Annotated in this window: 31 protein-coding genes; 2 read left to right on the plus strand and 29 right to left on the minus strand. The window is 36.9% G+C overall.

Translation table 11 applies throughout. The features are described from left to right. Window positions 1-198: 198 nt before the first annotated feature. A complete protein-coding gene (locus tag OXT66_RS07795; protein WP_268596809.1) occupies window positions 199-576 on the minus strand; it encodes a S1 RNA-binding domain-containing protein in 378 nt (125 codons plus the stop codon). A 113-nt stretch (window positions 577-689) separates the two neighbouring features. On the opposite strand from OXT66_RS07795, the gene OXT66_RS07800 reads away from it, so the two are divergent. Continuing rightward, window positions 690-1,340 (plus strand): VTT domain-containing protein, encoded by a 651-nt coding sequence (locus OXT66_RS07800; RefSeq protein ID WP_268596810.1) that lies wholly within the window; start codon window positions 690-692, stop codon window positions 1,338-1,340. Between the two features lie 61 nt (window positions 1,341-1,401). Here the strand turns inward: OXT66_RS07800 and nfsA are convergent, their stop codons facing one another. Further along, window positions 1,402-2,136: an oxygen-insensitive NADPH nitroreductase gene (gene nfsA / locus OXT66_RS07805; protein WP_268596811.1), complete on the minus strand. Its 735-nt coding sequence runs from the start codon at window positions 2,134-2,136 to the stop codon at window positions 1,402-1,404. 374 nt (window positions 2,137-2,510) lie between these two features. Between nfsA and OXT66_RS07810 the strand changes: the two genes are divergently transcribed. After that, window positions 2,511-2,678, plus strand: coding sequence for a hypothetical protein (locus OXT66_RS07810; RefSeq protein ID WP_268596812.1), 168 nt, complete (start codon window positions 2,511-2,513; stop codon window positions 2,676-2,678). A 114-nt stretch (window positions 2,679-2,792) separates the two neighbouring features. Here the strand turns inward: OXT66_RS07810 and OXT66_RS07815 are convergent, their stop codons facing one another. From OXT66_RS07815 to OXT66_RS07945, 27 genes are all read right to left on the minus strand, one after another. Continuing rightward, the gene (locus OXT66_RS07815; RefSeq protein WP_268596813.1) at window positions 2,793-4,055 is read right to left on the minus strand and encodes a Fic family protein; all 1,263 of its coding nucleotides are present in this window, start codon (window positions 4,053-4,055) and stop codon (window positions 2,793-2,795) included. A gap of 245 nt (window positions 4,056-4,300) precedes the next feature. Further along, window positions 4,301-5,260, minus strand: coding sequence for an N-acetylmuramoyl-L-alanine amidase (locus tag OXT66_RS07820; protein WP_268596814.1), 960 nt, complete (start codon window positions 5,258-5,260; stop codon window positions 4,301-4,303). After that, window positions 5,260-5,529, minus strand: a complete 270-nt coding sequence (locus OXT66_RS07825) for a holin (RefSeq protein WP_268596815.1) — start codon at window positions 5,527-5,529, stop codon at window positions 5,260-5,262. Before OXT66_RS07825 ends, OXT66_RS07820 begins: the two co-directional genes overlap by 1 nt. Window positions 5,530-5,540: 11 nt before the next feature. Continuing rightward, window positions 5,541-5,855 carry a hypothetical protein gene (locus OXT66_RS07830; protein WP_268596816.1) on the minus strand — a complete coding sequence of 105 codons (315 nt, stop codon included), beginning with the start codon at window positions 5,853-5,855 and terminating at the stop codon, window positions 5,541-5,543. A gap of 59 nt (window positions 5,856-5,914) precedes the next feature. Next, window positions 5,915-6,058, minus strand: coding sequence for an XkdX family protein (locus OXT66_RS07835; RefSeq protein WP_268596817.1), 144 nt, complete (start codon window positions 6,056-6,058; stop codon window positions 5,915-5,917). A gap of 2 nt (window positions 6,059-6,060) precedes the next feature. Further along, on the minus strand, window positions 6,061-6,507 hold the full coding sequence (locus OXT66_RS07840; protein ID WP_268596818.1) for a hypothetical protein: 447 nt from the start codon (window positions 6,505-6,507) through the stop codon (window positions 6,061-6,063). Between the two features lie 13 nt (window positions 6,508-6,520). Then, the gene (locus tag OXT66_RS07845; RefSeq protein ID WP_268596819.1) at window positions 6,521-6,988 is read right to left on the minus strand and encodes a hypothetical protein; all 468 of its coding nucleotides are present in this window, start codon (window positions 6,986-6,988) and stop codon (window positions 6,521-6,523) included. A gap of 115 nt (window positions 6,989-7,103) precedes the next feature. Next, window positions 7,104-7,604, minus strand: a complete 501-nt coding sequence (locus tag OXT66_RS07850) for a hypothetical protein (RefSeq protein WP_268596820.1) — start codon at window positions 7,602-7,604, stop codon at window positions 7,104-7,106. Window positions 7,605-7,617: 13 nt separating this feature from the next. Next, a complete protein-coding gene (locus OXT66_RS07855; protein WP_268596821.1) occupies window positions 7,618-8,082 on the minus strand; it encodes a hypothetical protein in 465 nt (154 codons plus the stop codon). 3 nt (window positions 8,083-8,085) lie between these two features. Continuing rightward, window positions 8,086-8,865, minus strand: coding sequence for a hypothetical protein (locus OXT66_RS07860; protein WP_268596822.1), 780 nt, complete (start codon window positions 8,863-8,865; stop codon window positions 8,086-8,088). Further along, entirely contained in the window at window positions 8,865-9,494 is a 630-nt protein-coding gene (locus OXT66_RS07865; RefSeq protein ID WP_268596823.1) for a putative phage tail protein, read from the minus strand. The genes OXT66_RS07860 and OXT66_RS07865 overlap by 1 nt, the downstream gene beginning before the upstream one ends. Beyond that, window positions 9,487-10,635 carry a baseplate J/gp47 family protein gene (locus OXT66_RS07870; protein WP_268596824.1) on the minus strand — a complete coding sequence of 383 codons (1,149 nt, stop codon included), beginning with the start codon at window positions 10,633-10,635 and terminating at the stop codon, window positions 9,487-9,489. Before OXT66_RS07870 ends, OXT66_RS07865 begins: the two co-directional genes overlap by 8 nt. Further along, the gene (locus OXT66_RS07875) at window positions 10,610-11,056 is read right to left on the minus strand and encodes a DUF2634 domain-containing protein (RefSeq protein ID WP_268596825.1); all 447 of its coding nucleotides are present in this window, start codon (window positions 11,054-11,056) and stop codon (window positions 10,610-10,612) included. Before OXT66_RS07875 ends, OXT66_RS07870 begins: the two co-directional genes overlap by 26 nt. A gap of 2 nt (window positions 11,057-11,058) precedes the next feature. Next, entirely contained in the window at window positions 11,059-11,346 is a 288-nt protein-coding gene (locus OXT66_RS07880) for a DUF2577 domain-containing protein (protein ID WP_268596826.1), read from the minus strand. A gap of 25 nt (window positions 11,347-11,371) precedes the next feature. After that, window positions 11,372-12,406, minus strand: a complete 1,035-nt coding sequence (locus OXT66_RS07885; protein WP_268596827.1) for an XkdQ/YqbQ family protein — start codon at window positions 12,404-12,406, stop codon at window positions 11,372-11,374. A 3-nt stretch (window positions 12,407-12,409) separates the two neighbouring features. Continuing rightward, on the minus strand, window positions 12,410-13,102 hold the full coding sequence (locus OXT66_RS07890; protein ID WP_268596828.1) for a hypothetical protein: 693 nt from the start codon (window positions 13,100-13,102) through the stop codon (window positions 12,410-12,412). Between the two features lie 2 nt (window positions 13,103-13,104). Continuing rightward, window positions 13,105-16,239 (minus strand): tape measure protein, encoded by a 3,135-nt coding sequence (locus OXT66_RS07895; RefSeq protein WP_268596829.1) that lies wholly within the window; start codon window positions 16,237-16,239, stop codon window positions 13,105-13,107. Window positions 16,240-16,469: 230 nt separating this feature from the next. Further along, window positions 16,470-16,889, minus strand: coding sequence for a phage tail assembly chaperone (locus OXT66_RS07900; protein ID WP_268596830.1), 420 nt, complete (start codon window positions 16,887-16,889; stop codon window positions 16,470-16,472). 28 nt (window positions 16,890-16,917) lie between these two features. Then, on the minus strand, window positions 16,918-17,400 hold the full coding sequence (locus OXT66_RS07905; protein WP_268596831.1) for a phage tail tube protein: 483 nt from the start codon (window positions 17,398-17,400) through the stop codon (window positions 16,918-16,920). A 12-nt stretch (window positions 17,401-17,412) separates the two neighbouring features. Further along, on the minus strand, window positions 17,413-18,828 hold the full coding sequence (locus OXT66_RS07910) for a phage tail sheath family protein (protein ID WP_268596832.1): 1,416 nt from the start codon (window positions 18,826-18,828) through the stop codon (window positions 17,413-17,415). A 1-nt stretch (window position 18,829) separates the two neighbouring features. After that, complete coding sequence (locus OXT66_RS07915; RefSeq protein ID WP_268596833.1) at window positions 18,830-18,982, minus strand: hypothetical protein; 153 nt, start codon at window positions 18,980-18,982, stop codon at window positions 18,830-18,832. Beyond that, complete coding sequence (locus OXT66_RS07920; protein ID WP_268596834.1) at window positions 18,975-19,382, minus strand: phage tail terminator family protein; 408 nt, start codon at window positions 19,380-19,382, stop codon at window positions 18,975-18,977. The genes OXT66_RS07915 and OXT66_RS07920 overlap by 8 nt, the downstream gene beginning before the upstream one ends. Then, complete coding sequence (locus tag OXT66_RS07925) at window positions 19,382-19,786, minus strand: HK97 gp10 family phage protein (RefSeq protein WP_268596835.1); 405 nt, start codon at window positions 19,784-19,786, stop codon at window positions 19,382-19,384. Before OXT66_RS07925 ends, OXT66_RS07920 begins: the two co-directional genes overlap by 1 nt. Window positions 19,787-19,791: 5 nt before the next feature. Further along, window positions 19,792-20,163 carry a hypothetical protein gene (locus tag OXT66_RS07930; RefSeq protein ID WP_268596836.1) on the minus strand — a complete coding sequence of 124 codons (372 nt, stop codon included), beginning with the start codon at window positions 20,161-20,163 and terminating at the stop codon, window positions 19,792-19,794. Continuing rightward, entirely contained in the window at window positions 20,160-20,549 is a 390-nt protein-coding gene (locus OXT66_RS07935) for a hypothetical protein (RefSeq protein ID WP_268596837.1), read from the minus strand. The genes OXT66_RS07930 and OXT66_RS07935 overlap by 4 nt, the downstream gene beginning before the upstream one ends. 16 nt (window positions 20,550-20,565) lie before the next feature. Then, on the minus strand, window positions 20,566-21,510 hold the full coding sequence (locus tag OXT66_RS07940) for a capsid protein (protein WP_268596838.1): 945 nt from the start codon (window positions 21,508-21,510) through the stop codon (window positions 20,566-20,568). A gap of 22 nt (window positions 21,511-21,532) precedes the next feature. Further along, entirely contained in the window at window positions 21,533-22,102 is a 570-nt protein-coding gene (locus OXT66_RS07945) for a phage scaffolding protein (protein WP_268596839.1), read from the minus strand.

Below are 22,102 nucleotides of genomic sequence, written 5' to 3' on the forward strand. Positions count from 1 at the left end.
CAAGCGCTTCATATCAGCTCGTGACAACTATTTAAATATATCAGATATCAAACTCAAATGCAAGCTTTTTTTATTAACATTTTTTATTAACTTAAACGCTAACCCGTTGCATCCGCTAAACGTTTCAATATTTGACAACAGAATATATTCTATCAAGATCATCAACTTCGGTCAAGCATTATTTTAATTAAAATGCATTTAACTTTCCCTTTTCACCATTTCACGTTGTTCTGCCAGTGTTTTAAAGCCTATTTTACGTTTATGATTCGTCCAAAAACGTTTATTTTCCCGCTTTCGAACTCCATCTAGTTGCCTTTTACACTTTCCAATGCTTAAGTGAGTATTTATCGGGCGAAGTGATAAACTAATATTATGAGTGTACTCATCAATATCTATTATTGTACCTTCTACTTTATCACCAGCCTGAAAAGCTGCATTAATGTCAGAAATATAACTATTACTACATTCAGATATATGCGCTAATGCTTGTTGGGAATCATCCAACCCCACAAAAATACCGTACTTTTGAATTCCAATCACTTTACCAGTAACTCGCATCCCAATTTTATAGTTCAAAGTATCACTTCCTTAATTTAAATTAACATAACCTAATTTTTCTTAAAAATCGTTTTGTCATTCTATGTTATAAGGTATCATATTATTAATTATTGGAGAAAGGAAATTTTGTCTTGGGAACTCTTATTGATTTTGTCCTGCATATCGATTCACACTTAATAAACATTGTTAACACTTTTGGGGGATGGACATACCTAATACTGTTCACCATTATCTTTGTTGAAACCGGAGCAGTTATTTTACCGTTTCTACCAGGAGATTCACTTTTATTTGCAGCTGCCGCCTTGGCAGCTAACCCTACTTACCATCTAAATATTTGGGTTTTCATAGTGATTTTCTTAATTGCTTCTATTGGAGGAGATTCGTTGAACTTCTTCTTCGGTAAAAAGGTGGGAAACGTACTTACTACCCACCAACTGTTCGGTAAATTTATCAAACAATCTGATCTTAACAAGGCTAGAGGCTTTTTTGATAAATATGGGGCAATGGCTATTTTCTTAGCCCGCTTTATGCCAATCATCAGAACATTCGTCCCTTTTGTAGCTGCTACTAGTAACTTTTCATATAGTAAATTCATTAAATACAACGTTAGTGCCTGCATAACTTGGGTTCTTGTCTGTACTGGTGCCGGTTACTTCTTTGGCAATATTCCATTCGTTAAGGAACACTTCTCCTTAGTTGTTTTAGGAATTATTGTTATTTCGTTAATTCCAGCAGTTATAGGCTTTATCAAAAGTAAAACCTCTTCTTCTAAAGAAGCCTAATTATAAAAATAACCCCCTAATCGTTTAGTGATTAGGGGGTTTTATCATTCATATAAATAAACTAAGGTCTAAATCCTTGCTCACGAATAAAATCTGCCACATCTTGACGGCTTGGTTCAGCAAAAAATTCCTGCATTTTTTGAGTCCAATTTACATCCTGTTGATTGGTTTCGCGTTCAGCATAGTATGCTGCTGTTTTTTTAGTATATTTCCTTAGGTCAGTTGCTGCCTTAAAATCATATTGATTTTGAAATATCGTATTAGCTTTAGGTAACCGCGGCTTGATCTCACTACGTTGATTAGGGATTCCCACTGTTAATCCAAAAATAGGAACCGTAAACTTAGGTAATTTCAATAATTCACTAACCCTTTGAAGATCGTTGCGGATTCCACCAATAAAGCAAATACCTAAATCTAACGCCTCAGCAGCCAGAGCCATATTTTCGCCAGCAATAGTGGTATCCACCACCCCAGCAATTAAAGCTTCCATATTGGCCACGGCAGCTAGTGATTGATGATTAGTCTTTAAAATTTCAGCATCCCGATATAGATCTGCAATAAATACAAAAAAAGATCCCGTTGTTTTAATATAAGGGGCACTATTAGATAAGTCCGCTAACTCATTTTTAATTTGCTTATCCGTAATTTCAATAATTGACGTTGCTTGGATAAAATGAGATGAAGAACCTGCCTTAGCAGCATCTAACAATTGCGTTTTAACTTCATCTGATAGAGGTTCATCCTTAAAGCTCCTGACAGATGAGTGATTTTTGATTAGTTGAATTGTATTTTTCAAAGTTTTAATTCCCTTCTAAGATTGCTAGTGACTGAGTTACGACCTCATAACGGCCTATTAAATATAGTCTCATCCATAAACATATATAAACGAAATACTAAAAAACACATCAAACCTTAGTTTAATGTGCTTCATAATTATTAAGGAGAGTACAGGATTTGAACCATGTCTTAAATCCTTTGATACTAGCAGATTTGAGACGGTTACTTTTTAAAATCCCCCAAACATCCCCCTAATTAAAAAAACACATCGGCGGATAAGAGCTATTTTTTGCATAAACAAAGATGCCTAATTAGGTGTCTTTAATTTTTTATAATTCATAAAATAAAATGATATATTTTTACATATCTACCTATATATAGGAGGTCGTGAAAATGAATTCTGATTTTTGGTACCACAAACACGCTGGTCAATTTTGCATCATGGCCAAGGGAAACTTGAGTGAAGATGTAATTCTGCTGCAAGTTGGATATGGCGAGCAACACCTGCACTACATCATGAACTTAGATCAATTTGTAGAGATCGAAAGAATACTAGAGTAAATTAAAAGACGCCGTTTAAGCGTCTTTATTTTTTTGCATATAGTGAAACTTTTCTTTTATATAGATAATTTTTTTGAAGTATTAAAAAGAAACGGTCTCTTGGTCACTTTTTTGTTAGCGTATATTTATCAAATCAGAATTTATAATATGTTGTGCAGGCTTGTCCTTTATTTTTATTAAAACATTTTTGTCTTCTAGTTTTTTCAACGTTCTCCGAACTAAACTTTTATGAAATTTTTTATGATCGTCATCGTATAAAAAGTTAACTAAGTCAGTATCTTTTATCCCAGTGTCTTGACTCTCAGAAAAGAGATCAGATTGAGAAAAAATATACATAACCGTCCTTTCTATATTATCCTCAAATGTACTTTCACATATATCAAGAGCGTTTTTTAATTTCCCAGACAGCATTGTTAAATTCTCAATAACATCTTCTTGACCATGTCTAATAATTTCAAGCATTTTTTTTATAAATAAAGTCAAATCAGCACGATTATCAAAATTATCCGCCTGCTTAAATGTCTTATAATAAGACGATTGTTCTGCATGAATCGCACCAGAGATAGACAATCCGCTGTAAGTATCTAACTTATTTGCTAAATAAGAAGATAAAAGATATCTGCCCATACGACCATTTCCATCATAAAATGGATGTGTGTTTTCAAACATAAAATGAGTAATAAGAGATTTAACTACATCTGTAATCTCATCATCATTCATTAATTTTATCAACGATGTTAATTTTGTTTGTATTTCTGTTTCACTTTTGGGAGGAATATGAACTTTTTTTAATTCATTACCTATAAAAACATCTTTTTCATTTCTAAATAATTCACCATCTGGAAGATCGCTATCATTGATTTCTCCTTTTAACAACTCATCGTAAATCTTCCTAAAATCACTTAATTCATCAATTCTGGATGGCTTATTATTAATAGTCATATTATATAGCCTAACAGTAGATGCTAACCTCTTTTTTGTTTTTTTATTATCTTCTACCTCACCAACAATTGTTTCTATTTCTTTTTTATTTGTTTTAACCCCTTCAATTTCATTAGTAAAATAAATTTCCTTCGTTAATAATTGTCTAGTATAACTGTTCCTAGCAACTCCAGGAAGATTGATTGCAATACTACTAATCTCTTTGGAGTTATGAAGAATATGGTTCACTAAAGAATTAATTTCATTAGTTTGAACAAAAAATATAGGGTATTTTGAACTCTGCTCGTAATCATTAATGTCTAAAGTAGGATATAAATTGGTTACTACAGACGAATATCCATTAAGACGCCTTTTATATTCATCTTCAACTTCTTCAACCGATTTGGATTGACCACTTCCGTTGTATTTGTAAATAGACAATAATTGGTATTCCATAATATCATCTCATTTCTATTTTATAGTCAAATAATATCACTTATATTTTCCAATTCAATACATTTTGATAAATAAGAAAGATTATTTATACTTCTATTTTGCCAAAGTGCCATTTTTGCGAAATAGAATTCACTAATTATTTTTATAATTAAGCTATTTTCCAAACAAAAAAAGCCCCCAACCAATTACGGTTGAGGGTTTCTTTAGGTTATAAGGCGTACATACCTAGTATTTTCTAGATGTTCTTATTTTACCATTTTGTTTACGAGTTTGTTGGCGCTGATGTAGTCACCGTTGGCTAGCAAGAAGCGTGACGCTTTGCCATATGGCACAATTTTAACGACGTCAAAGTACGTTCCCTTAGGGAAATGAGCGTTCTTGTGATTAAACTTGATGTCATCATACCGGCCACTACCTTTTGCTGCAACCGAACGCACTTGCTTGATCTTTGATTTAGGTAGGTAATAAAGATTATTAACGTAATCTTTATTAGCGGTTACGTAAGTGCCATCAATTAGTTTAAAGCGGTGACCTTCAAGTTTAACAACTTCCATTACTGCTTTAGACTTATAGATCTTTTTAACGTTCTTACCAGATCCCACTTGAGATGCTTTGGCATAAGCAGCTACTTGTTTCTTAGCGTAGATTCTATATGGCGTCCAGTTAAAGTATTCAGCCTTCTTAGGTTTAGTAGTAATTTGGCCTTTAGCCATTTTAACTACCTTGTCAACGTCAATACCACCCGGGCAAGCAGTGGCAGTCACTTCATTATGCCCCAATACGTGCTTACGATCCAACGGAATTCCGTACCGTTTACAAATATCAGCTACTAATTTGGCCAGATTTTCATAAGTTCCATCGGCAATATTCCAGTGTGGTGCACCAGTTGAATTGAGATTTTCAATTCCGATTGATCGTTGATTAGGATTAGCCATTTTAGGTACATCATAACCACCCGTACCGCCGCAATGCCATGCAGCATACTGTTCACCAACACATCCGATAATTTCGGTTGGTGTAACTTCATAGTGAGCTGAAGTATTAGCTGGTCCACCTGCTACCCAGGTGTTCATAGCCACATTTTTATTAGTACTAGCATTATGATGAATGACAATTCTATCAATTTTGATACCATTTCTTGAACTGGAATTCATAATCTTAGGGTTAACACTCGTAATTAATTTACTAAATTTTTCTCCAGCCATTAGTTACTACCTCCCTTAAATCCGTCAAACAGCCCTGATGTAAAACCACCCACCAGTAATCCCAGTACAGAGCCTTGCAAGTAATTAACATCACGAGTAGTAACAACTGCTAATAGTCCAACGATTGTTCCAACAATCATTGAAATCCAAGGTAACCACTTATTATCAATTTTAGTTTTTTTAATAGCTGAAATTACCATGTAAATAATTGCTGATATAATCGCTAATTCAGCTGCACTTCCTAAATTTAAATTATTAATATAATCCATTAACAATCCTCCTAGAAATTAATCAATCCAAATATCTTATCGATAATTAAATACACAACCGAGCTTGATCCGAGTGCAATCATGGCAAATTTCCATAATTGCTGGCGGTTAAGCATTTCATACTCATGTTTGTTCGATTCGTGTCGTTCATTTCCTTTAATGATAGCCTGCAAAATATCATTGTTTTGTTCTCGTAAATACTTGTTACTTTCTTCAACTTTAGTTAATGTGTCATTTAGTTTAGTACTTAAATCATTAATGCGTGTCTCATGTTCCGATAACTTTTTATCGTGACTCATGAGTAATTTATGATCTTTATCTTCCAATCAACGATCTCCCTTTTTAAAATAAAAAGTACCAGTCAGGAGACCAGTACTTTTTGGATCTATTCAGTTAACGTATACTCTTTGCCCATAAGATCTTTATACTGATCTTCAGTGATTGTACCGATTCGAACGTACTCCATAGCGTCTTCGTCAGTAAGCATTCCCATTGAAGCTAACATTTGAATCATCGCATACATATCCATGGCTATTCACCTTCCTTTGGCGTTTCTGCTGGGGTAACTGCTGCTTGAAGTTGAGCTACTTGCATAGTTAAACCAGCTGCCATCTTCTTTAAAGTAGTATTGTCAGTAGTCAAAGTATCGATGCTAGTGCCTTGTGTAGCGATAGTTTGTTGTTGCCCATCGATCTTTTTGGCTTGATCTTTAATTGTTTGGTTAGCTGTTGCTAGCTTTCCATTGAGATCATCTACTTGATCACTAAAATCTTTGCGAGTGATTGGTGGTAGCCAGCCGTGGATTGGTGTGCCTAACTCGTTTATGCCCCATTTGTCCCATGTTTCGCCGAACACTTCATCAAATTGAGTTGGGACGTAAATATGGATAAAATCAGCCACTTTATCCGTTGAGCTGAGTTCTGATTGAACCTTTGCGATGTAACGTTTTTCGTCTAGTTGTACATAATATTGTGCCATCGTGGCACCTCCTTTAGTTTGTTTTGGTGTAATTAATTAAAATAAACGGCGATAAGTCTGCAGAAACACCACCTCCACTACCAAGGTGAGTATGAGATATTTTAATTTCTCCACCATTAGTATTTAAGCTATGATCCGTTCCTACAATGGAAATATGACCGGTGTTAGCTGTTAACGTAACGCCGGAAGGCAAAGTACGTCCTGCCATCATAACCATGGCTATGTGTTTACTAGAAACAAATTGGTAGCCTTCAGGAAGAGAACACAACATGTATGAATCTTGGTCGGACTTAGTGATCGTAAAACCACCGTATAATCTGGCTGTTCCATCTCCCATATCTTGAAAAAGAATATTTCCAGAACCCGGTTCTGCTCTAGGAGGTAATTCTAATTCGATCCAATCATTTTGTTTTCCTTCCATAATTAATTTATCGCCAAAATAGATTTTTGATATTTCTTTGTCACCAATATTAACAGCCAAAATAACCACCTCCTAAAATTAGAAAGTGGTGATAAAGACTATAGGGACGGGTTTCTAGCCCCCCGAAAATAATTAGAGAATTTTTATTTTTTCTCATTTTTAATCTCCTTTAGTTTTAATACGTTGTGATTGAGTCGATGTTGATGTAGTATACCCAGCTTGTAATTGATTCCGGATTGTTAACGTAGATTAATGAACTGTGAGGATCTGAATTGAATGAGCTTTGGATAGTAAATTTACTATCGCCTAGATATTTAAAAAATAGATCATACATTCCATAATCTGAGAAAAGAGAACTATCAAGGCGTGGAAGTTTGTAAGATTTATTTTCAACAATGCTGTTTTTAGGGATATCTAAGGTTGTGGTTCTATTCTGGTAGAAGGGTACTAAAACAACATCGCTAATATTCCAACCATTAAGTATCATATCGTAGTAACCCGAACTTTTAATACGCAAGCCGTTTTTAAGCTTTGATATATCAAAATCTAAAAGTGTTCCTGGTTGATCGAAATGTTTACCATTAACAACTGTTGACCAGTCGATAAAAGGACGGTCCCCGTTCCATAAAACGGTTCCATCCGAATACATATCTTGTAGTCCATAATAAATCGCCATAAGTTCCTCCTATCTATTCTGAAAATTTAGTGCCATCCCACGCGATATTATCGGAAACAACATCATAAACTAACTTAACTTTTCCACCATCAGTGAACGATTCCAAATCATTCATTTCTTTTGTGAATTTCACCGCTTCAAGACCATTAAAAACGTATTTGGTATATAAAGATCCATCTGAATTTTTTGTGTAAACCGAAGATGAATTAACGCTATCAATAATCAGAGCCAAATAATCTGGATCTATTGCTGATCCGGGAATGCCTTTAAAAGCAATCGATCCGGAAGTTGTTACAGGCCCATTCTCTTTGTTTTTAACATTTGTCAAAGAATCAATTTTTCCATCAACAATTTTGTTGTAGTAATTGCCAGTCATGCTAACCAAGCTTCCTGTCGAAAAGACTACTCTGTGATTTAAGTATCCTCCAGTAGCTTGATGGCCATTATAATGTATTGTTTTTATTTCTCTTCCAATCATAGGCTATCCCTCCCATGTGATATACATGGCAGTGGTGTCTATTGTTCCGGCAGCCACTAAAGCGTCGTATTCCGTCTGACTTATTGGCACAATCTTCACCAAATCGCCTACCAGTTTTTGTAGTGCTGCAATTTGATCCACTAGATTTTGAATGTCACCAGCTGTTGCAACCTCAACTCCATTTTTTGTTAATCCTTTAATAAAATTCCATGTTTCATTAATGGTTTCAGCTTTGTCTGTATAAGCCAGTGTGTCTGGCAAAATTACTTTATGAGACTCAATCGCTTTATCAACATACTCTTTCGTCGCCCACCCTGCCGGATCAATATTGACAGTAACATTAGCTTTTTGACCAACAATCACATATACCGTCAATTCAAAGTTAAAAACTACATTATCTTTATAGTCTGGAATGAATTCCGGCTCTATTGCGGTTGTTAAAGCATATAAAAACTCTTCAGTACTACCTTCTAAAGTCGCGTACAATCCAATCGTATTAATATAGTAGGATTCATCTAATTCATAATCTTGATTTCGATTAAAGAAAGTTAAAACCGTTCCGATGATACTATCGTTTCCGGATTCATCTTCATCAGTAATGGTTGCTTCTTGTACTTCGCTTGGAATCGCAGTCAATTCCAATAATTCTGCTTCAGTCAACCCAGACAAATCATCGGCACTACTAACCACTCTTGTAATTGTAAAATTTGTTTTACCGTTAGCGGCTTTGATTGCTGTCTCCCGTCCTGCCTTAGTAAGGATTGTTTCATTATATTTTGACACTATTGGATGACCTCCTTTTTTGCATTTATCGTTGAGTTAATTTTAATCTGGTAAACCATGCCGATTTTCCATGCAGTGGTTAAATCACTAATCCATTTAGTCTTCGCCTTCACCACTGTGGTTACTTTGGAATAACTTACTACCCCTAACCACCAATTAAAATTAGTTTGTGATTCGGATTTCATCATAATTTCATAAATCATATTTGCTGGTACATATACATTCATCAAATACTTTAAGCGGTCTAATTGTTCGTCCGAAACCTCATTTCGATACGTAAAAGCCTGAATCAACTGCGCAAATACATCTCGTTTTAATGTGGTTTTAATATCAAACGAAGTAATCAAATCTTGAAAATAACGAAAAGTGATGGGGTGTGGTGGTAACATTCGAATCAGAATGTCATAACGACGGGATTCCAATGACTTACTCAAATCAGTTTCTATTTTTAACTGATTCTCAAAAATACTTAAGCCATCGCTGTCTGCTTGAGTAACAAATTGATTCACTAGCCAGCGATTGACCTCATCATCAAAATCATCAAAACCATTCTGTTCCGACTTTGTGAGTTCCTGCATTTCATAAACACCATCATAATAGTTGGGTAAATATTGGTTTAATTTAACCATTCAAAAGCACCTCTCCCATAATCGGAAGTTGTGAAACTTCATTATTAAAAGTCATGTTAATATCCGATTCAGAATCATTTAATAACGGTAAACTCGCATTTAGTACTCCATCAACTTTCATTATTTCTGCTAAGACTTGAGAACGATAGATACTTAATGAGTAACCTCGTCCAGTTTGACTATTAACATCATTCCAACGTTCTCGCTGTTTAGCAAAGTAGCTTTCAATACCATTTTTGATGTTTATCGTGACTTGATCCAATGTAAAGTTAGGATCTAATTCAATGGTACTTTGGATATTAACTAAAAAGGATTCTGGTGCAATCACTGTTACAACATGATCAATTGGTGCCAAACCATAACCCATCCCGGGTTCATCTGGCGGATCAATGATAGTTTGAACATTTTCAACTAACGTTTTTGAAGCTGGTAATAAATCATTATCCAAAATAACTAGTTTAACTGTTCCACCGCCTTGCCAAGTCGGATAAACTTGACCTGCTCCCACAGTGTCAATTTTGGTTAGCATATCCAAATAATCAGCAATATTCCCGCCATAAGCAATATATGATTCCGGCGCTAATAGTCGTTCTCGCAAGTGGTCATCATCTTCGACATCTCTGGCTGGAACGGAAATTTCTATAATTTCAGCCCAACTTAACGAATCGTTTGGTGTAACTGGTAAAATTTGCCCTAAATAACCATTTGGTCTACTTCCAGATTCTTCTGAGTTTAAAATAGCGGTTCCATCATTATTAATAGAATCAACAGTATAAAAAATAGGATCGTCACCAATACCGGCAAATCGATCCCCCATTTCAACATTATTAATTAAATTACCTTCTGAATCCGTAAAAGTAGCTTTTACTTGAGCAAAAGTAGCTGGTTGTCTAACAGTTCCTTTTTCAGCAGCTCGCCAATCAAGAAACTCACTAGTTGACGTTTGAGTATACGTTTGCAAAATAACATTGGCTAAATCTAATGAACTGCTAGCTAAACTAATTGCAGCTGGCCCCATCGCATCATAAATAATAGATCCTTGACGAGTATCAATATTGTCTGGTACCTTCTCTAACATCAAATCCATATAGTACTCAAAATCTCTTGTTGCTAAATCATTTGCTATTTCTTCTGGTGTCATCAATCAACACCTCACTTTCAATGGGAAGTTGACCAAAGATGGTCTCAACCGAACCAATAACACTTAACGTAACTTCATCAGTTTGCTTAACTTCATCAATTATGACATCTTCAACACGATCATCAGCATAGAGTGCTTCTTCTAACATACGTACAATTTCAACTTCAGCATAACCAAAGTCTTTACCCAAAAGTTCAGATAAATCATTACCATACTGTTCATCGTAAATAACAAATATGAATCTATCAGTATGAAGGATTTTATCTACTGCTTGAATCATCGCCTCTCGTTCATCAGTCATTTCAACAATTCGACCATTTTTGACGTGATAAGTTTTTGATGGCAAAGTGACTTCTTCTAAATCGTCTTCAATCTCATCTTGAATGGTCAGACCGTCAATTTCTTCGACATCGTTATCCATCTTTAATCACCTCCCGTTTTTTCTAATACATAAAATTGTTGTCCACCATCTTGGCGAATCATTGTCACACCGTCACCTTTATTTAAAGCACCATAAATAGTTACCGTTTTAATTTCGTCACCAATCTTCATTTTTACTTTATGATCAGTTACGCTTTCACTTAGATTTAAAAATGATTCGTTTAAAATCATCTGATTAGACATTTGAATTTCCAATGGATTTTTAGAAACAACTGTCCCAAAAACAATGTCGGCATAATCGGAATCATTTCCACCTCGACTATTCATCATCGACAACATCTTTTCTCCTGCCAAACTACCACCTTACTTTCATTTCTAAGTCAGCTGTTTCAGTGGTACTTGTGAATTTGTGAGTTGCTTTAGTGATCATCATATATTTAGTACCAACACCAATGTCTTTTAAACTTTTAATCTTAACTGGATAGTAGTTACCTGGAATCATACTTAAGGTCGCAAAAGTGGAAATTTTTAACGTATGAGCTTGCTTACCTTTGCTCTTTAAAATATCTTTGGCCTTTTGCTTCATTTGTGCGGTATTAGCTTTATCTTTGGCCTTTTCTACTACTTGAAGTCGACCCCATTTTTTAACTGAATTAGGATGTGATACCGTTTGAGTCACAAACTTAGTATTCTTGGGATCTTCCTTGGTGCTAGCTTTAGCGGTAGAAGTGGACGTTTGTTTTTTCTTCTTATCGGTTCTGACCACTCGAACAATATTAGCTGAATCATCAATCGAACGACTATAAGAAAAATTGGTCATTTCTGATTTATCACCTATATAGTAATCAATATTTTTAAAAGGTGTTTTACGTAATTCAACAGTTCCATAATTATCAAACAAAAAATGTTTAACATTTGTTGCTCGTTGAGTAGATTTAAACGAATCTTTTAGCATATCAAAATAACTTTTACTATCACATACTTCAGCAGCTAATTTGTGGTTAGATCCATTAACTACTCTATATTTAACTCCAGCTAGTTTGGCCACCTTAGTAAACCTTTGAGAAATAGTTGAAACCGGCCACACCAATGAATCTTGGTTTTTAAAGTATCTCAAACTATCATAAGCCGTTACTGAGAAAACCTCGGATCCGTCATAATCAAATTTGAATATTCGTCCCTTAAATACCGGTTTGTTATCCCATTTAAAACGTACAATATCTCCAGATTTAGGAGTGAAACCTTCATCGACTTCTACTAATTTAAATTTCAACTCACCCGCTGAAAAATCAATATCGGTTGTCCATTCAATATCTGATTCTAGCAGCTGTCTTACGTCCCAAGTTGTAGATTCACCAGCCTTTTGAATTGTAAATAATGTTACTGCCAAGATTTACACCGCCTTTACTGCAGAAGCCTTAACCCAACCACGGGCACCACCATTTAATGTGACCACGTGATAGGGATATTTAGCTCCTTTTTGAATCAATGAAATTTTACGAGTTGCATTTCTTTCAGTTTGACCAGGGCCTCTCCCTGCGGAGTCAAGATGTAAACGGCCATTAACGATAACTTTTGAGCCACGGCTAATTTTCTTAGGTGGCTTTGAACGACCTTTTCCTTTTTTCGCAACCTTTTTCTTTTTAGCCTTAACCTTGATGGCTTTGTGAGGTTGATATTGACTAACTTTAAAAGTAAATTGAAATTCATCTGAGTATCCCTCACTCATACCATACGTAAAACTAGACATAACGCCTTTAAAATTCACTTTCGTTGTAGAAATTACCAACCGCATGTTTTTTTTATTCTTATAAATTTTTTCTAATTTATCCAAGTAAGTCTGGCCGTTTTTATAAACGTCACTAGTACTTAAATAATGTGCATCCTTAACCTTTACTGGTAAAATGCTAGAAATTTCCAGTGATTTCAATTTCTCATCGCCCAAAATACTAACTTCACCAAGACGAACCACATTAACAGTCGTATCGTTGGTAGAGGCTTCAATCTTGAATTCTTTGGGGTTAATTGGTAATTTGAATGTTTTGTTTTTATTATCGGTAATATAAAAATACATTTTTTTAGCCATCTTTAACCCCTCCTTTCGTTGACGTTCATAAGATAGTCTTCGATTTTAGCCACCAATGTTTCAGCATCATAATCCGTGTTGCCAGTGCTTTGAATTTGAATGGCTCCTTGAGCAAAGCTAACAGTAGCTTGACTATTATCATTAGTAGATTGAACAGTTGAACTACTTTCATTATTACCATATGGTGTATTTGAATTATTGAATGGTGTCGAACTAGGCGTATCACCGCTTACTGGTGTAGTAATTGATCCGGTCACTGAAGTGTTAACTTGACCATTAACAGCCATTTGGCTTCCCGTTAATCGTTGCATTATGGCCCCAATTTGACTGATTGAGCTTAATGCCCGATCAAACCCGTTAGCTAGAATATTGCCCGGGTTCATCGTAGGCATGTTATTAAGACCGCTAGCAGCTTCAACCACACCTTTGGCCATACTTGCTGAAGCCAGTTCAGCATTATTATTGGCATTCAAACCATTAGCTAAACCTTGAACGACCCATTGACCATATTGATTAAACAATTTTGATGGCGATCCAATGTGTAAAATGGATTTAGCAGCATTAACAACACTACTTGCTACACTAGTTACAGCCGAAACAGCTGCACCAATCATGGATTTAATACCGTTCACTAAACCTTGAATTAACTGAGCACCAACACTAACCAAAGCTCCTGTAAAACTTCGAGCAGCAGAAACAGCGCTAGAAATACCAGAAGTAACAGCAGAAACAACACTTGCCATTCCCGAAGTTACAGCCGACACCATTCCCGCCATCGCGCTGATAAAAGCCGAAACTAAACTTTGAATTGCGGCCCCTAACATTGAAAGAGCAGCCGCTGCTACCATTATAGCTACCCCAATCGCTAAAATACCGGCTGCTGCAACGATTGACGCTACACCAAGCAGCATAATTCCAACTGCCGCAAGCATAGAAAGAGGAGCAATGATAATAAGTGCAACACCTAAAATTATTAGTCCCATTCCAGCTAATAGTGCTACGGCCGCTACTACTACTAAACCAACACCAAACATAATCATCCCGACGGCTGCAATTAAAGCAAATGCCGCAACGATTGGTAAAGCGACTGCCAAAATCATGATTCCAACAGCGGCAATCGTCACACCAACAGCAACGATTAACATCGCTGCACCAAAAAGCAAGGCGCCGACGGCAGCGACAATTAAAGACACACCTACGACTAAAAGACCGGCTCCCAGTAGAACAAGTCCAACGGCTGCAACAATGGCCAGTACGCCAAATATTGCAATTGCAGCGCCTAATAAAACAATTGACAACGCTGCCTGCATTCCAAACGTAGCGATAGTTGGTAATTGTGTGGCTAAAAGTGATAACCCGGCTGTAGCAATAAAAATAGCAATAGCAATCAACATTAGCGCGGCACCAAACATAATGAATCCAACTGATCCAATAATTAAAGCGGGTCCCAAAACTGAAACAATCGCTGCTAAAGCTGCAACGGCCACAATCATGCCAAAGAACATTGCTACCGCCGGCCATCCCGCGGCAACTAATTTGAGTGCAGCACTTGCCAACAAATAAAATCCTGCTCCAGCAAGCAGTATTGCACCACCTACCAGCAATAATGAAACTCCCAATTTAATAAAACCGGCCGCTGCGGTGGTTGCGCTTTGTCCTACTTGAGCTAATCCACCGCCTTTGCTTAAGGCGCCAATGCCCGAACCAACGCTACTTAAAATGCCACCAATTTTTCCTACTGTTTTCAAAACTAAAAGTCCAATCGCTAAAACTGTAATGGCTTTTGCCAAAGCGTTTAAAGTTCCTGGATTAAGTTTATTTAAAGCGTTTAGTCCGGCTACCACTGCCGTTAAAACTAATCCCTTTGCACCCATTTTTAAGGCCACAAAAGCGGCACCCAGTAATTTAATCGTTCCGGGATTTAAGTTTCCTACAACGTCAGCAATGGATCCTAGGCCCTTGGCTAAACCACTAATGGCTCCACCGGTAATTCCACCCAATGTTTTGAACATTGCAAAAGGATCTTTACCGCTTCCTGATAGCTTGCTAACTACATTCTCAATCGCACTTCCGACCTTGCCCAAGGTGTCACCAATGGCACTAAAGGCACCGGTTTTACCCATCGAACTAAAAAATTCTGATACAGCTTGGCCGGCAGTTTTTAATACACTAACTATTTTTTCAGCGACAGGTACTAATCCATCAGCTAATCCATTGAAATTCATAGTGCCTATTTTATCAGTAAGACCACTTATGGCATTAATTCCAACTTTTCCAACTCTGTCAAAAACTGGTTGTAAATTATTGGCTAAAGTTTCTTTCAAGCCATCCGCAGCTTGTCCCACTGTTTTGTACGAAGTTGCTAATTTAGAAAAATTAGCATTTGTACCAGTTTTGGCAATAGCGTCAAAGAAATCCTGAGTTTTCACTTTACCCGCCTGAACATCCTTAACCAATTGTCCAGTACTTCTATGCATTGTTTTCGCAACCGCCGCCATACCGGCTGGTGTTTGTTCAAGCATTAATTTAAAATCCATCCATTGAATTTTTGGTTTTGCAGCTGCTTGAGTGGCTTGCTGACTTAATGTTTTCATGGCCTGTTGAGGATCGCTAGACGCAGCGGCCAATCCACCAAACCCTTTAACCAATTTACCAGTACTTTTAGTACCAACAGCGGCTAATTGACTATACGTGGACGCCATGTCTGAAGCCGAGTAAATTGTCTGTTGAGCGAATTTTTGTAAATCTCCTTTGGTAGAAGCAATTTGTGCCGGACTTTTGCCTAACATCCGCATATTGCCATCAAAAGTTTGCCAAGCTTTACTGGATTCATTCAATTCAGTAACCATACTCCTAACTCCATTACCTATTGCAGATATCCCTTTAGTAACACCAGATCCAATGATGTTAGCTCCAAGCATTGACCTGAATAATCCTCCAGTTTTACCAACGGTTCCATTGAGGTTATTAAAACCAGAGTTCATTTGGTTTGGCATTTTGGAATTCATTCCACCAGATAGTGCGCTTTTAAATTTGCTCATCACTGATGAACTCTTGCTGAGTCCGGACTGTAATTTATTTAAAGAACCACTGAATGCATCGTTTATTCTGATGGTGGCACTTACGGTACTAGCCATACATTCCCTCCTTTCAACCTAATAAAAAAAGGCTAGAAACTAATGTTTAGTCCTAGCCTTTCTCTTCGCCTCTTTTTCCTGTTTCTTTTCTTCTTTAATTCTCAAATCAATTCCGGCAATTACTAAGGCTTTTTCTCGAAGGGACATATCAACCCAATAACTCGGTAACCAATGATATTCGTTCATGGCGTAGTGATAATACTGAAATTCCGCCCCATCACCGGACTTAATTATTTTTTTACTGCTTCTACTTCGTCATCAAGCGATTCAGCACCAATGCCAGACAACAACTGAACTTCTTCTGCCAGTCTATTATATTCACCGATTTTTAACATTGTTTTTAATGTACCTGAAGCGTCAGCCAATGTACCATAACTTCGTTGAAGTTCTTCGTCATTCAAATCGGGTGTAATCACTGAAGTTGCTACTAAGCTTTCAGCATATTTCATCTGATCCACATCGCGTTCAATTTGACCATTTCGTGGATTCTTATGTTTAGTAGTGGCTTGTTTTTGTAATTTTTCATTTTCCGCATTGGTAATTTCTTTAATCACAAATGGTGATTTGAAACGGTCGAAATGTACCTCTTTGGTATTTTCACCTTCATCAACATTTTGCTTTAAAAAGTCCTTAATATTAACTTGAGTCATTGGGATTACCCTCCTATTTTTTTAATAATTATTCTTCAAAACCAGTAAAAGCTTCCACCAATTCAATTCCTTCAAACGTAAAATCTGATTCCCATTGCATGACGTCATCATCAGCTTCAAAATCAGCAAATGGTACGTCATCAAGATTCACATCAGTAAAGTGAAGTGTTTGCTTGCCAGCTCTAGATGTAGGATCTTCGATTGTCATAGTTACTTCAAAATAAAGATCCTTGCCACCTTGAATGTAAGGTAATGCATACTTAGCCCAATTAGAACTGATTACATATCCACCAAGAGTTCCCGTACCTTCAACAGAAGTAGTTTTCTTATGCTTCCAGCGCGAACCAAGGGTTTGAACATCTTCCTTGTTTTTTTCTAACTTAGCCGCAAATTGATTGCATTCAATCATCGGCCAAATTTTTCCACCCATATTTACGAATACTTTTGCGTCCTTGGTGGAAATTGTGTCACGGCCGTTTAAAAATTGGCCAACTGTTGTATTTTCAGACATCTACTTTTCCTCCTATCGAACCGTAATGGTCATATAAAGTTTTTCCATGGAATCAACTGGAGTAATACCTAAAGTAACAACGATTGAATCAGCGTCAATCCCTGGTTCAACTGTTAAATCTTCAGCATCAAATCCTTGAATAATTCCGGCAGCATTTAAAGTCGATAAATAACTAACTCGATTAGCCTTAAATAAATCACGACCAGTTGAATTATTATCGATTTTACCGATAAATTGAGATTCAAAAACGTCAGCAGTATCTGTAGCAATATCGTCCAAAGTACGAATTACTCGATTTTTGGTAAAAGCAATCGGCTTATCGTCAGTAATAGTAGTCAACGAATTAATATCTTGTTCTACAACTACTGTGTCATCGCGGCGTGTTGTGAAAACAACTTGTCCATCATCAAGAGCAGAAATGGTTTTTTCGTTTGTAAATTTAGGATTAGCGGCAACTGCATCGGGATAAGTTGTATAAGTTAATGACTTACCAATCCCGGTTGCAGAGGAAATACCAGCGAACCAACCGGTTGCGATAGTGGTATCTAATAAGGTTCCGTCTAATAACTCAACCCCATTTGCAACTACCGAGACACCCTCATAGTCAAAATAGATCCCTTCGTTATTAGGAATGACCGCACGAATCTTATAGCCTGATTCTTCTCGTAAACGTTTAGTAGTTTCAGCCACCAAAGCATGGATATTACTATCCAAGTCAAAACCTGCGGTCGTAACTACGTTATATTGTTCGCTATCCATTGCTGTGGTTACCATTTCAGTAATATCGCCATCATCGGTAGTAGTTCCACCAATTAATTGATATGAACTAGAAGCTGGTAATGCTACCAATTTATCTTCACCAACCGTTGAAGCAGTAGCACGAATCTTACCTTTTTCTGGAGTAGGATCCGGTGTGGCATCAGGAACCAACACTACATCAACATAATTATTACTTTTTAAAGTTGCAGCACTAGTTGTTCTTACTACCTGTTGATTAACCATTTTAGTTTGATATAAAGTGGTAACTGTCACTTTAGTTTCATCGTTAGGGTCCTTTTCAACATCAACGGTGATATCGTTCCCTTTAGTCCCAGCATATTTTGCTGTAAAACTCCAAGGCAGTTTATCATCCGCTAACATTGCCTTTTCACCAGTGTTGCTATTAACTAACAACACGGTCAAAGCTCCTTTTAATGTTTCACGAAGTGCCGCAAAACCATCAGAGTTAATTCCAGCACCCAATAATGCTTGAAAATCAGAATTATAATCTAATTCGATGACCCCATTTTTACCCCAGTTCAACGGATTGGCATTAATCAATAATGTTCGTCCAATCGTTGTATCTGGTTTGGCTTGAGTTGCACCTTTGGTATTGATATAGGCTCCTGGTCGCCGTTTATTTTGAATCGTCCATGTTCCACCAGCCATATTAAATACCTCCTTTAAATTTTTTAATTAATTTTTGTGCTTCAGCAACGGTATAGTTTTTACGGTCTTCTAAAACGATGTTTAACACGGTTCGATCGGCTGCCGTAAACCCATCGCTGTTAATCAGTGCTGTTTTAGTGAATTTATTACTCACTTTTGACACCTCCGTAGTATTTCATTTCTTGTTGTTTTTGTTCCTTAACATCCGGATAGGCTCGAATAATCACATCAAAATTAACCACCAAAGTATTATCCACAGTGTTAAAACTACGATTTCTTAATGTAGCCCAATCACTTAAAGTATTGAAATTATTCATCAATATATCTTTAATGGTTTCCATATCTACTGCCGGTTTGTTTGGGTTGGGAAAATAAACCACCTGAAACCCGTAGTTACGATTCTGGTAATTGAATAACTCAGGATTTAATGTGCTATTTACCGATTCCACAAAAAAAGAAGGTTCAATAAAACCTTCTCTTTGCTGGTCTCGATATACCGGAATTTCAGGACAAATACGCTTCAATTCTTGCCCGATTCGTTCAACTATATTCATCAATTCAGCAAGTCCTCCAGTACCCTTTGAAATTCGGGAGTAATCAGCCCGGAAAGCTGTCCTTCTATTTCTTTTAAACTATCAGTTAGCATGTGGACACCCGGTACCCATCCGCCACCACCTCTAGTACGATGACCAAACTCTACAAACGGAGCGTACTCAGTGTTGTTGGCTATTTCCACTTCAATAGCTGCACCAGATATTGAAGGCCCAGTAGCGTTCCAAGCTCGGCGTAATTGACCGGTATCAACTGGAGTATTACTTTTAACAGACCGCATAGATTGAGTTTTAACCCTCACCATGCTTTTTGTCATGCTCTGCTTAACTCGACTGGGCTCGGCCTTTGAACCGACTCTTTCCATCCAGCTTAAAATCTCTGCATCGTCAAATTCAAAACCAGCCATAGCAATTACTCCTTTGCCTTTTCATCTCGTACTAAAGCTACTTCTTGATGACTAATATAACCGGTATATCCTTTACTAGCCCGTTTGTATCGAACTTGATTACCGTTTGCGTCAAGTACATCAACAACTGCTCCGGCTGGTATTTTTATGCCATTGCGAAGGATTAACTTTGCGTCATAAGTATCAGTACCAAAGAAGCTCTGATCACTTGCTTTGAGACCTTTAAGAACAATCTTAGCCGACTCATTTTCAACAATCACTTTATTGGTTGTATCGTTAAAAATACCGTCATTGGTTTCACTAACTCCGTAGATTGTTACTCGATCGTTCCACAAGGCAGGGAGAATTTTTTCCATTTGCTTAAATGGTTGTTTCATCGTTTCACCTTCCGAAATTGATTGAGTTGAGTAACATAGTCATCCGTAATACTGTTCACTGATTGGAGGGTTAAATACGCTTCTGCTGGCGTTTTAAAGCTAATAGAAGTATCCCCTTCAGTAAGTGAACTGACATTTCCAACTTGTTCTTCAACTGGAACAAATAATTGATGAGTATTAATCATTGTTAAAACCATACTAACGATTGTTGAATCGAGTTCTTCAGGTAGTTCATTAACTGGAATGTGAACATAGTTGGCAACATCCCGAACCACCTTTTCGAGAACATACTTCAATATCGCTTCATAGTTAGGATTATCGTCCGTTTTTGGACTTAATAATTGTAATTGTTCTAGTAATGATTCGAATCGTTCGTGGACTACCAATATATTCACCTCTCAATTATTTTGTTTTAGCAGAAGTCTTTGCAGGGGTTTCTGGAGTAGTTGCTTTAGCAGAAGTGTACATTTCAACACCAGCAGCCTTTTCCTTAAGAATAAATACATCTGCATATGCTTGTTCGTAGTAATGGTAGTTACCACTAGTTGCAGCAGAAGGAGCATCCATACCGACAAATGAGTATTTTTGTGGAGCAATTTGAGCGCCATTGTAGATCAAGATTAAGTTGATTTGTTGAGCGTCATCTTTGGTCTTCGCGCCGATAGCGAAGTCATAAGCAGATTGCATTAAGTCAGATGGTACAACCACTAACTGAACATCATCTAATGAGTAAACCATGCGAGTGATATTGCCGTTACCAGCGATTTCTGCCATACGATTCTTAGCTTCTGCACTCTTAAGAATCTTGTTAACTTGTGGAGTTACATAAAGCAAACGACCTTGTGATGGTACCCGCTTTTCGTCAAAATTAGCCATCATAGTGTCAAATGCTTCTAAGATGTTAGCTTCATCAAGAGTTTCAGTGTGAATACCTGTTGAATCAATTTCATTCTTTTGTTCATATAGGCGACTGAACATGTAACGATCCATTTCAGGCAACTTTTGTTGTAAGTTGAAGGCCCGAGTTACATTGGCAATTGAAGTAACCATGTTGGTTTCATCAACATCTAATGGGTCTACTAAAGTTTCCCAATAACGATCAAATGAAAGTGTGTATGAATCCCAATCATTTGAATAGTTAGCTGTAGGAGCTGTGATAGTTGCCCGTGAACGATCACGGCGTCCTTCATCGATTGTTAGTGTTGGAACCTTGATGTGTTTAGCACCATCGAAAGATACTAAAGTATTACTTGGTGAATTCCACAATGCAGCAGAGCGAAGGTTTTCATCATAAAAAGCTTCAGCAATGGCTTGTTGGTATTTATCAGCGTAGTTTAAAACTGCCATATTTGTTTCCTACTTTCTCGTATTAGTTTGTGTTGGACTTGCCACCAGTGAAAGCATTAATCATCTGATCAACTTCGTTATTATCTTGTGAACCATCTCCGCCACCCGGATTGTAGTTACCGTGACTGCCTTCATCAAATAAGTAAGCGTCGGACTCTTTCAATGCGCTTAATTGGTCATCAAGACCTTTGATTGAGTTTTCATCAGTCAGTTCAAGCTTATCTTTGTCAATTAGGGCACTTACAGCTTTAGGGTTACGGACGTTGGCACTAGTAAGAGCTGTATTAAGAGCGCTATTAAACTTGGTTTCTTGGAGTTGTTGATTCAATTGATCCGTGTCTTGTTGATATTTATCTTGCAATGATTGCAGCTGATTAGTTAATTCGTCATTATCTTTGGTCTGCTTTTGCAAGGATTTAATATCTTTATCACGGTCTGCAATTTGAGATCTCAACGTGTCATTTTCTTGCTTAATTGCATCCACATCACCAACGCTCTGTTTAGCATTCTCAATATCAGCACCGTTCATGCTCATGATTTTTTCAATCTGTTCTTCTGATAATTCCATTTGTTTCAGTGATTCACGTTTCAT

It is taken from the genome of Lentilactobacillus senioris (assembly GCF_026798195.1).
Lineage (GTDB): Bacteria > Bacillota > Bacilli > Lactobacillales > Lactobacillaceae > Lentilactobacillus > Lentilactobacillus senioris_A.

What these genes read in the sequence shown, in the direction of transcription:
- OXT66_RS07895 (WP_268596829.1), bottom strand. Translation starts at nt 16,239, where the DNA reads ATGGCTAGTACCGTAAGTGCCACCATCAGAATAAACGATGCATTCAGT.
- OXT66_RS07890 (WP_268596828.1), bottom strand. Translation starts at nt 13,102, where the DNA reads ATGGCTAAAAAAATGTATTTTTATATTACCGATAATAAAAACAAAACA.
- OXT66_RS07900 (WP_268596830.1), bottom strand. Translation starts at nt 16,889, where the DNA reads ATGACTCAAGTTAATATTAAGGACTTTTTAAAGCAAAATGTTGATGAA.
- OXT66_RS07825 (WP_268596815.1), bottom strand. Translation starts at nt 5,529, where the DNA reads ATGGATTATATTAATAATTTAAATTTAGGAAGTGCAGCTGAATTAGCG.
- OXT66_RS07855 (WP_268596821.1), bottom strand. Translation starts at nt 8,082, where the DNA reads ATGATTGGAAGAGAAATAAAAACAATACATTATAATGGCCATCAAGCT.
- OXT66_RS07880 (WP_268596826.1), bottom strand. Translation starts at nt 11,346, where the DNA reads ATGATGAATAGTCGAGGTGGAAATGATTCCGATTATGCCGACATTGTT.
- OXT66_RS07840 (WP_268596818.1), bottom strand. Translation starts at nt 6,507, where the DNA reads ATGGCACAATATTATGTACAACTAGACGAAAAACGTTACATCGCAAAG.
- OXT66_RS07820 (WP_268596814.1), bottom strand. Translation starts at nt 5,260, where the DNA reads ATGGCTGGAGAAAAATTTAGTAAATTAATTACGAGTGTTAACCCTAAG.
- OXT66_RS07875 (WP_268596825.1), bottom strand. Translation starts at nt 11,056, where the DNA reads ATGGATAACGATGTCGAAGAAATTGACGGTCTGACCATTCAAGATGAG.
- OXT66_RS07835 (WP_268596817.1), bottom strand. Translation starts at nt 6,058, where the DNA reads ATGGATATGTATGCGATGATTCAAATGTTAGCTTCAATGGGAATGCTT.
- OXT66_RS07920 (WP_268596834.1), bottom strand. Translation starts at nt 19,382, where the DNA reads ATGAATATAGTTGAACGAATCGGGCAAGAATTGAAGCGTATTTGTCCT.
- OXT66_RS07910 (WP_268596832.1), bottom strand. Translation starts at nt 18,828, where the DNA reads ATGGCTGGTGGAACATGGACGATTCAAAATAAACGGCGACCAGGAGCC.
- OXT66_RS07810 (WP_268596812.1), top strand. Translation starts at nt 2,511, where the DNA reads ATGAATTCTGATTTTTGGTACCACAAACACGCTGGTCAATTTTGCATC.
- OXT66_RS07925 (WP_268596835.1), bottom strand. Translation starts at nt 19,786, where the DNA reads ATGGCTGGTTTTGAATTTGACGATGCAGAGATTTTAAGCTGGATGGAA.
- OXT66_RS07930 (WP_268596836.1), bottom strand. Translation starts at nt 20,163, where the DNA reads ATGAAACAACCATTTAAGCAAATGGAAAAAATTCTCCCTGCCTTGTGG.
- OXT66_RS07870 (WP_268596824.1), bottom strand. Translation starts at nt 10,635, where the DNA reads ATGACACCAGAAGAAATAGCAAATGATTTAGCAACAAGAGATTTTGAG.
- OXT66_RS07905 (WP_268596831.1), bottom strand. Translation starts at nt 17,400, where the DNA reads ATGTCTGAAAATACAACAGTTGGCCAATTTTTAAACGGCCGTGACACA.
- OXT66_RS07945 (WP_268596839.1), bottom strand. Translation starts at nt 22,102, where the DNA reads ATGAAACGTGAATCACTGAAACAAATGGAATTATCAGAAGAACAGATT.
- OXT66_RS07850 (WP_268596820.1), bottom strand. Translation starts at nt 7,604, where the DNA reads ATGGCGATTTATTATGGACTACAAGATATGTATTCGGATGGAACCGTT.
- OXT66_RS07940 (WP_268596838.1), bottom strand. Translation starts at nt 21,510, where the DNA reads ATGGCAGTTTTAAACTACGCTGATAAATACCAACAAGCCATTGCTGAA.
- OXT66_RS07865 (WP_268596823.1), bottom strand. Translation starts at nt 9,494, where the DNA reads ATGGTTAAATTAAACCAATATTTACCCAACTATTATGATGGTGTTTAT.
- OXT66_RS07815 (WP_268596813.1), bottom strand. Translation starts at nt 4,055, where the DNA reads ATGGAATACCAATTATTGTCTATTTACAAATACAACGGAAGTGGTCAA.